We start from the raw sequence: 7,132 nt of genomic DNA, 5'->3' as shown, positions 1-7,132 counted from the left end.
AGGTCGGGAAAAGCGTCCCCTGCGTGCGCGACTCGCCCCGTACGTAGCTCATAAAAAAATACCCGCCACTTGCGTGACGGGTATTTTCTATCGCCTGCGCCTCTTTGTCAGGGGTTTTGACACACCCTGCATTGGCGCCCTTTTTTCTGGCTTGTCCGAAGGCGTCAGTCGGCCGAGCCATCGTTGCCCGATCTCAGGCCATCCAGGTATTCCTGCAGCTTCTTCTGCTCGACTACCGGCCTCAGCCTGTCCTTCACCTCTTCGAAGGAAGGGGCCTCCGTTTCCCGCGAGTCCTCGCGCAGGATCACGTGCCAACCGAACTGAGTCTGAACCGGCTCGCTGGTATAGCTGCCGTCTTCGAGTGCCACGACTGCGTCAGAGAACGGCTTGACCATCGAGTCCGGCGGGAACCAGCCGAGATCGCCGCCGTTGGGGCCGGACGGGCCGGTCGATTTCTCCTTGGCCAGTTCGGCGAAGTCACCGCCTTCGTCAAGCTGGGTGATCACTGCCTTGGCCTCGTCCTCCGTCTCCAGGAGGATGTGACGCGCCTTGTATTGCTGGGGCTGGTATCCGGCCACCTGGGCGCTGTATTCGGCGCGGAGCTCCGTCTCGGTGGGCGGGTTCTCTTCCAGGTAGTTTCCGGCCAGGGCCGAAGCAAGGGTGGACATGCGCTGGAGCTTTATCTGAGCCGCGACTTCGGGGTCGTCGTCAAGCCCGGCCGCTTCGGCCTCTTCGGCAAGCAGGTAGAGGTCGGCGACTTCCTCGCGGAACTGCTCGCGCTGCTCGGCGGTGGCGTCGCCCTGTGCGCCCCGCATGCGATTTTGCATGTAGAGTTCGAGCACCTTGGCCTCCACCTCGGGGTCCGCCACCGCCCCGGTGTCGGACTGTGCGCAGGCTGCCGTGCTCAGCAGCACTGCAGTGGCAAGCACGAGGGCCTTGCCGGCGCCTAGCTGGCGCAGATACGTAGTCGTCATAATTGGTCCTCTGTTTCCGTGGTCGAATCTTGCCCTTAATCCCTCCGGGCTTCACCGGGGGCGAGGGCGGAAATACTGAGCGCGTGAATGTCGGTGTCCATCATGTCCCCGGCGGCATCGTAGACGAGTCGGTGCCGCTGGATGCGTGAGAGTCCTTCGAAAGCGCTGGCGGTCAGCCGCACGGCGAAGTGGCTGCGGCCATCCTGCGCGCCGGCGTGACCGGCATGCAGATGGCTTTGATCCCTGATCAGGAGGTCCTCGGGTTGCAACGCGTCCCGAAGCCGTTTCTCGAGCGCCGCCTGACGCTCCGTCACGGCAGGACCTTGTTGAACGGTTTCACGACCACTCGCTGGTACACGCCGGCTTCCACGTACGGGTCATCGTCGGCCCAGGCCCTGGCATCCTCCAGCGAGGCGAATTCGGCGATGACGAGACTACCCGTAAAACCGGCTTCGGCCGGATCCTCGTTATCGATGGCGGGGTGCGGTCCGGCGACCAGGAGGCGGCCTTCGTCGCGCAGCGTGCGCAGCCGCTCGAGGTGTCTGGCCCTCGCGCCGGAGCGCAGAGGCCCGCTGTTCGGTACGTCTTCACTGATGATGGCATACCACATCGTTATTCGGCTCCGCTGGTTGATTTGCGCTCGTTCCTGGAGACCATGACGGCCAGCCAGACGCCCTGGATCACCATGAAGGCGAGGGTCATACCCAGCAGCCCGAAGAGTTTGAAGCTGACCCAGGCGCTCTCGCCGAAACGGTAGGCGACGAAGATGTTGGCCGCGCCCGCCACGGCGAAGAATATGCCCCAGATCACGGTCAGTTGACGCCACTGGGCTGCGGAAAGTTCCACGGCGGATTGCAGCAGCCGCTGGATCAGGGGTTTCTCGCCGATGTAGAGGCTGCCGAGGCACACCGCGGCCATGGCCCAGTTCAGGAGAGTGGGCTTCCAGATCAGGAACAGGCTGTTGCGCAGTGCCAGTGTCACGGCGCCGAGTACCAGCACCAGCGCGGTCGAGATCAGGTAGATGCGTCCGACCTGCCGGGTGAATATCCAGTGGGCCAGCGGCACCAGCGGCATGGTGGCCATGAGGACGATGGTCGCGGTGTAGATGTCGGCCTGTTTGTAGGCCACGAAGAATGCGACCACCGGCAGATAGTCTAGTATCAGTTGCATGCGCTGGGAGTCTGTTTTGCGGTGAGTACCGTGATCCGCGAATGATAGCGCACACGCCGGCGCAGCCCCAACGCAGCGGTTCACGACAGTCGGATTTGTGTCTGCGTGACGGTAGAATGCCGGGCGTGTCGCAGATCATCACCATACACCCGGACAACCCGCAGAAGCGCTATGTCGACCAGGCGGTCGACATAATCCGCGCCGGCGGCCTGTTGGTATACCCCACCGACTCGAGCTATGCCTTCGGCTGCGAGATCGGCAACAAGAAGGCGCTGGACCGCATCAGGCTGCTGCGCCAGGCGGACAAACTCCACGATTTTTCGCTGGTGGTGCGCGACCTGTCGGAGATCGCCACCTATGCCCGGGTGGACAACTGGGCGTACCGGCTGTTGAAGCATTTCACGCCGGGACCCTATACGTTCATCCTGAAGGCCACCCGGGAAGTGCCCAACCGGCTGAAGAATCCCCGCAAGAAGACCATCGGCATCCGCGTACCCGACCACCCGATCAGCCAGGCGCTGCTCGAGGCGCTGGGCGAGCCGATGATGAGTTCCACGCTGCTGCTGCCCGGCGACGACGTGCCCATGACCGACCCGGTCGAGATCGCCGGTCGGCTGGGTAATCAGGTGGACGCGGTGGTCGACGGCGGGCCCGGCGGGATGGAGCCATCCAGCGTGCTGGATCTCACGGAGGGCACGGTGCATATCTTGCGGCGCGGGATCGGCGACGTCAGCGCCTTCGAATGAGGGGGCCGCGGCCCCGCCGGGATTACGTTAGAATCACCCTGTGTCCGAATCAGAGAAAAAGCAACCGGTCCTCCGGGTGGTAAGCGACCAGGGGGCGCCCAAGGCGGTGCCCGAGGATCTGCGGCCTTCCCAGGCCGAGATGCCGTTTGCCATCGTGGACGGCGAACCGGTCACCGAGCTGCCTCAGGATCTGTATATCCCGCCCTATGCGCTGCAGGTGTTCCTGGAGGCGTTCGAGGGACCGCTGGATCTGCTGCTCTATCTGATCCGGCGCCAGAATCTGGACATTCTGGACATCCCCATCGCCGAGATTACCCGGCAGTACATCGAGTACATCGAACTGATGAAGGAGCTCCAGCTGGAGCTGGCCGGTGAGTATCTGGTGATGGCGGCGATGCTGGCGGAGATCAAGTCCAGGATGCTGTTGCCGCGGCCGGTGGTCGAGGAGGACGAGGAACACGACCCGCGGGCGGAACTGGTCCGCAGGCTGCAGGAATACGAGCGCTTCAAGAAGGCGGCTGAGAATCTCGAGGAGCTGCCGCGCCTGGAGCGTGACGTCCACGTGGTGCAGGCCGAGGCGCCCGAACGCCAGGTGGTTACCAAGCTGCCGGACGTGACGCTCAAGGAGCTGATGGTGGCCCTCCGGGACGTGCTGGCCCGCGCCGAGATGTTCACCAACCTCCATGTGCAGCGCGAACCGCTGTCGGTCCGGCAACGCATGTCGGAAATCCTCACCCGGATCCGGGGCGTGCAGTTCACCCAGTTCGACAAGTTGTTCGATGTGGAGGAGGGCCGCATGGGCGTGGCGGTGACATTCATCGCTGTGCTGGAGCTGCTACGTGAGTCGCTCATCGAGGTGGTGCAGTCCGAGGACTTCGCCCCCCTGCACGTGCGGGCGGCCTCGAATGTGCGCGTTGTGAATGATGAAGGGGACGCGAGGGCGTCGGACGAGAGCGCCACGTCCTGAGCGTTCCCGCTAAAGTGACCTATGGATGAGACGAGTATCAAATATATTCTCGAGGCGGCGCTGCTTGCCTCGGCAGAGCCCCTGTCGATCGAGCAGATGATGTCGCTGTTCGACGAGAGTTCACGTCCGGAACGCAAGGATATCCGTGCGGCTCTCGACGAACTGGAGGCCGACTACGAGGACCGGGGCATCATGCTGGCCGAGGTGGCATCGGGTTTCCGTGTGCAGGTGCGCCCGTCGATCACGGCGATGCTGCAGCCACTGTGGGAGGAGCGCCCGCCGCGCTATTCCCGGGCGCTGTTCGAGACGCTGGCACTGATCGCCTACCGCCAGCCCATCACCCGTGGTGAGATCGAGGATGTGCGTGGCGTCACCGTCAGCCCCAATATCATCCGTACGCTGCTGGACCGGGAGTGGATCCGGGTACTCGGCCATCGCGACGTGCCGGGCAAACCCGAGATGTTCGGCACGACGAAGGTCTTCCTGGACTACTTCGGTCTGAAGCGGCTGGACGATCTGCCTCCGCTGGCCGAACTGCAGGATATCGAGGGCCTGAACGCACAGCTGGAATTCGCAACCGGCGACGAGCGCGATGCGATGGTGGCCAACGTCACTGCCCTGCGGGCCGGGGACGGCGACGGAGGCCCGGACGTGGCGGATGGCGATGAAGCAGAGGACGCCGCCGACGACGCGGGGATCAGCGACGGCGAGAGCGCTTACGAGGACACGGATGAATTCGCCGACGCGGACAAGGTCGCACAGGCCGAGGCCGGCGAGGAGAGCGAGGAGGCCGGGGAGGAAGAACGCGCCAGCGCGGGCGCGCCGCCCTCGAGCTGATACGCACCGTCATGGCTGAGCGCTTGCAGAAGGTGCTGGCGGCAGCCGGCCACGGTTCGCGCCGCGCGATCGAGCGCTGGATCAGTGACGGGCGGCTGGCAATCGACGGCCGCACGGCGGTACTCGGCGATACGGTCACCGGCGACGAACGGATCACCCTCGACGGCCGCCCCATTGCGGTCCGCCGGCCCGAAGCCGGTTCCCATCGGCACCTGATCTATCACAAGCCTCAGGGCGAGGTCTGCTCGCGGAGTAGCGAGTCCGGGCATGTCACCGTTTTCGATGCGCTGCCGCGGCTGCATCGGGGGCGCTGGGTGAGCGTCGGCCGTCTGGATGTGGCCACGAGTGGTCTGCTGATCTTCACCACCGACGGCGCGCTGGCCAATGCGCTCATGCATCCGTCCAGCAGCATCGAGCGGCGCTATGCGGTGCGCGTGCGGGGCACCCCTGCGGCGGAGGAGCTGGCACGACTGACCAACGGCATCGAGCTCGAGGACGGCGTAGCCGCCTTCGGCAGTCTCACGGAGAAAGGCGGCGAAGGTGTCAATCACTGGTACGAGGTCACGCTGCGGGAGGGCCGCAACCGGGAGGTGCGGCGGCTCTGGGAAGCGGTGGGTGTCGAAGTGAGCCGCCTCATCCGCATCGGTTACGGTCCGATACGTCTCCCGCGGGCGCTGCGCCGGGGACAGCACCGTCCCCTGACGGCGGCCGAGGCGGCAGCACTGTATGCGGCGGCAGGCCTGGAGGCCGCAGTCGAGGATCCGGACGATGTCGGGCCGGATCCGAAACGGCGCCGTCGAACGACCGGGCCGAAGACGGAGCGGCAGATCGGTCGCGTGGCGGGCAAGTCTACTGGGCGTCGAAAGACTCGCCGGTGACGCCCCGGCTATCGGGGCCGAGCAGGTAGATGTGGGGTGTCAGCACATCCTCCGGCGTGGCCAGCTTGTCCCTGTCCTCCGCCGGATAGGCTTTCAGGCGCATGTCGGTGCGGGTGGCGCCGGGGTTCACGCAATTGACCCGGATGCCCGCCTTCTCGGTTTCCTGCGCGAGCACCTGAGAGAGGCATTCCACACCGAATTTGGAGACGGCATAGGCGCCCCAGTAGGCCCGGCCCTGCCGGCCCACGCCACTGGAGGTGAAGACGATGGAGCCGTCCTCGGATTTTCGCAGCAGCGGCAGGCAGACCTTGGTCAGGACGAACTCCGCCGTCAGATTGACGTGGATAACGCGCTGCCACAGGGTGACGTCGTAGTGCTCGATGGGGGCGAGTTCTCCAAGGATGCCGGCGTTGTGCAGCAGGCCGTCCAGCCGGCCGAACTCGTCCGCGATGCTGTCCGCCAGGCTCGTGTAGGTTTCGCCGTCGGCCTTCTCGAAGTCCATGGGCGCGATGGAGGGGCGCAGGTGCCCGGCGTCGATGATCTCGTCGTAGACGGACTCCAGCTTGCTCACGGTGCGGCCGAGCAGGATCACGCGCGCTCCCAGTTCGGCGAAGCGCTTCGCCGCGGCACGCCCGATGCCGTCGCCGGCGCCCGTGACGAGGATGATACGCTCGGCCAGCAGGTTCTCGCCGGGAGTGTAGGTGCGGGGATCGAAGGTCACGGCTGCTCCTGATCTCGGGTCGTGGGGGCGCGCGCCTGGCCCCGGGCGGCGCGCCATGCGTGCCACAGCAATTGTAACGGATGGGCCGGCCCGCGGGTCCCGGCGCGGCGCCGCGCGCTCAGGTGGGCCTCGCTGACGGCGGCGACCATGGAGGTGACGGCGCTGGCGCTGCGGATTACGGGGCCGGCCCGTGCCAGTTCCTCGAGTCCCGCGTCCGCGAGTCCTTCCAGTACGCGCCGGAATCGGTCCTGCTCTGGCCACTTGCCGGGCGGCACCTCGTCCAGTCCGGCATCGGCGGCCATATCCCGGGGCAGCAGGAAGAGCTGCTGTCCGCGCGCCAGCGCGGCCGTGGTCTTCGCCATGCCCCAGGCGATGCCGGCATGCCGCGCGGCCGTGCAGCGGGACTGTTCAGCGGGATCGTCGCCGCGCGGCGCCGCGGCGAGCGTCAGCGCGGCGCCTTCCCGACGAAAGCAATACAGGCGCAGCTGGTCGGCGGTCTCCGGCGTCTCGCCGCGCCCCAGGGACTCTGCGCAGATGACGAGCTCTTCCAGCCAGGGGACGAAGGGCGAGGCCGCCGGCAGCACCTCCGCCAGCCCGCGGGTCAGGGGATGACGCGGCTCGCCGGTAGCCAGGCGGGCGAGCTCCTGTCGCCACCAGTCCAGCTTGACGGCGCCGATCGCCGGATCCCGGCTTCGCGCCGTGGTGGCGAGGATCGTATCGCGTAGCGCGCACAGCAGCCGGAACCGGCGCTCGGAGTCGCCACGCAGGAAATTGCCGATCAGTTCCTCGTCGGAACCGACCGGGAGCCTCGTCCAGTTCTCGGCGGTGTCGGTCACGGG

At 66.2% G+C, this 7,132-nt stretch carries 10 protein-coding genes; 4 read left to right on the top strand and 6 right to left on the bottom strand.

The genetic code is table 11. The annotated features are described in order from the left end of the window. Positions 1-164: 164 nt before the first annotated feature. From ACJMKX_RS02825 to ACJMKX_RS02810, 4 genes are read right to left on the bottom strand one after another with little or no spacing between them, the layout of a single operon-like run. The gene (locus tag ACJMKX_RS02825; RefSeq protein ID WP_405220740.1) at positions 165-974 is read right to left on the bottom strand and encodes a peptidylprolyl isomerase; all 810 of its coding nucleotides are present in this window, start codon (positions 972-974) and stop codon (positions 165-167) included. Between the two features lie 35 nt (positions 975-1,009). After that, positions 1,010-1,288 carry a BolA family protein gene (locus tag ACJMKX_RS02820; RefSeq protein ID WP_405220738.1) on the bottom strand — a complete coding sequence of 93 codons (279 nt, stop codon included), beginning with the start codon at positions 1,286-1,288 and terminating at the stop codon, positions 1,010-1,012. Beyond that, complete coding sequence (locus tag ACJMKX_RS02815) at positions 1,285-1,584, bottom strand: YciI family protein (protein WP_405220736.1); 300 nt, start codon at positions 1,582-1,584, stop codon at positions 1,285-1,287. Before ACJMKX_RS02815 ends, ACJMKX_RS02820 begins: the two co-directional genes overlap by 4 nt. A gap of 2 nt (positions 1,585-1,586) precedes the next feature. Next, positions 1,587-2,144, bottom strand: a complete 558-nt coding sequence (locus ACJMKX_RS02810) for an inner membrane-spanning protein YciB (RefSeq protein ID WP_405220735.1) — start codon at positions 2,142-2,144, stop codon at positions 1,587-1,589. Between the two features lie 125 nt (positions 2,145-2,269). On the opposite strand from ACJMKX_RS02810, the gene ACJMKX_RS02805 reads away from it, so the two are divergent. The 4 genes from ACJMKX_RS02805 to rluB all read left to right on the top strand — a co-directional run bounded on the left by ACJMKX_RS02805 (position 2,270) and on the right by rluB (position 5,572). Beyond that, positions 2,270-2,890 (top strand): L-threonylcarbamoyladenylate synthase, encoded by a 621-nt coding sequence (locus tag ACJMKX_RS02805; protein ID WP_405220784.1) that lies wholly within the window; start codon positions 2,270-2,272, stop codon positions 2,888-2,890. A 139-nt stretch (positions 2,891-3,029) separates the two neighbouring features. Beyond that, positions 3,030-3,857, top strand: a complete 828-nt coding sequence (locus ACJMKX_RS02800) for a segregation and condensation protein A (protein WP_405220782.1) — start codon at positions 3,030-3,032, stop codon at positions 3,855-3,857. Between the two features lie 21 nt (positions 3,858-3,878). Continuing rightward, on the top strand, positions 3,879-4,694 hold the full coding sequence (scpB, locus tag ACJMKX_RS02795) for an SMC-Scp complex subunit ScpB (RefSeq protein ID WP_405220733.1): 816 nt from the start codon (positions 3,879-3,881) through the stop codon (positions 4,692-4,694). 11 nt (positions 4,695-4,705) lie between these two features. Continuing rightward, positions 4,706-5,572 carry a 23S rRNA pseudouridine(2605) synthase RluB gene (gene rluB, locus ACJMKX_RS02790; RefSeq protein WP_405220731.1) on the top strand — a complete coding sequence of 289 codons (867 nt, stop codon included), beginning with the start codon at positions 4,706-4,708 and terminating at the stop codon, positions 5,570-5,572. Here rluB and ACJMKX_RS02785 read toward each other — a convergent pair. Both ACJMKX_RS02785 and ACJMKX_RS02780 read right to left on the bottom strand, forming a co-directional pair. Beyond that, positions 5,544-6,293: a YciK family oxidoreductase gene (locus ACJMKX_RS02785; RefSeq protein ID WP_405220729.1), complete on the bottom strand. Its 750-nt coding sequence runs from the start codon at positions 6,291-6,293 to the stop codon at positions 5,544-5,546. The two genes, rluB and ACJMKX_RS02785, sit on opposite strands and share 29 nt — an antisense overlap. Then, the gene (locus ACJMKX_RS02780; RefSeq protein ID WP_405220728.1) at positions 6,290-7,129 is read right to left on the bottom strand and encodes a squalene/phytoene synthase family protein; all 840 of its coding nucleotides are present in this window, start codon (positions 7,127-7,129) and stop codon (positions 6,290-6,292) included. The genes ACJMKX_RS02785 and ACJMKX_RS02780 overlap by 4 nt, the downstream gene beginning before the upstream one ends. Between the last annotated feature and the right edge of the window lie 3 nt (positions 7,130-7,132).

The organism is Lentisalinibacter sediminis (genome assembly GCF_040706615.1).
GTDB lineage: Bacteria > Pseudomonadota > Gammaproteobacteria > Steroidobacterales > Woeseiaceae > Lentisalinibacter > Lentisalinibacter sediminis.
Note: the sequence above shows the minus strand (reverse complement) of the source record. Positions and strands in the feature narration are given on the sequence as shown.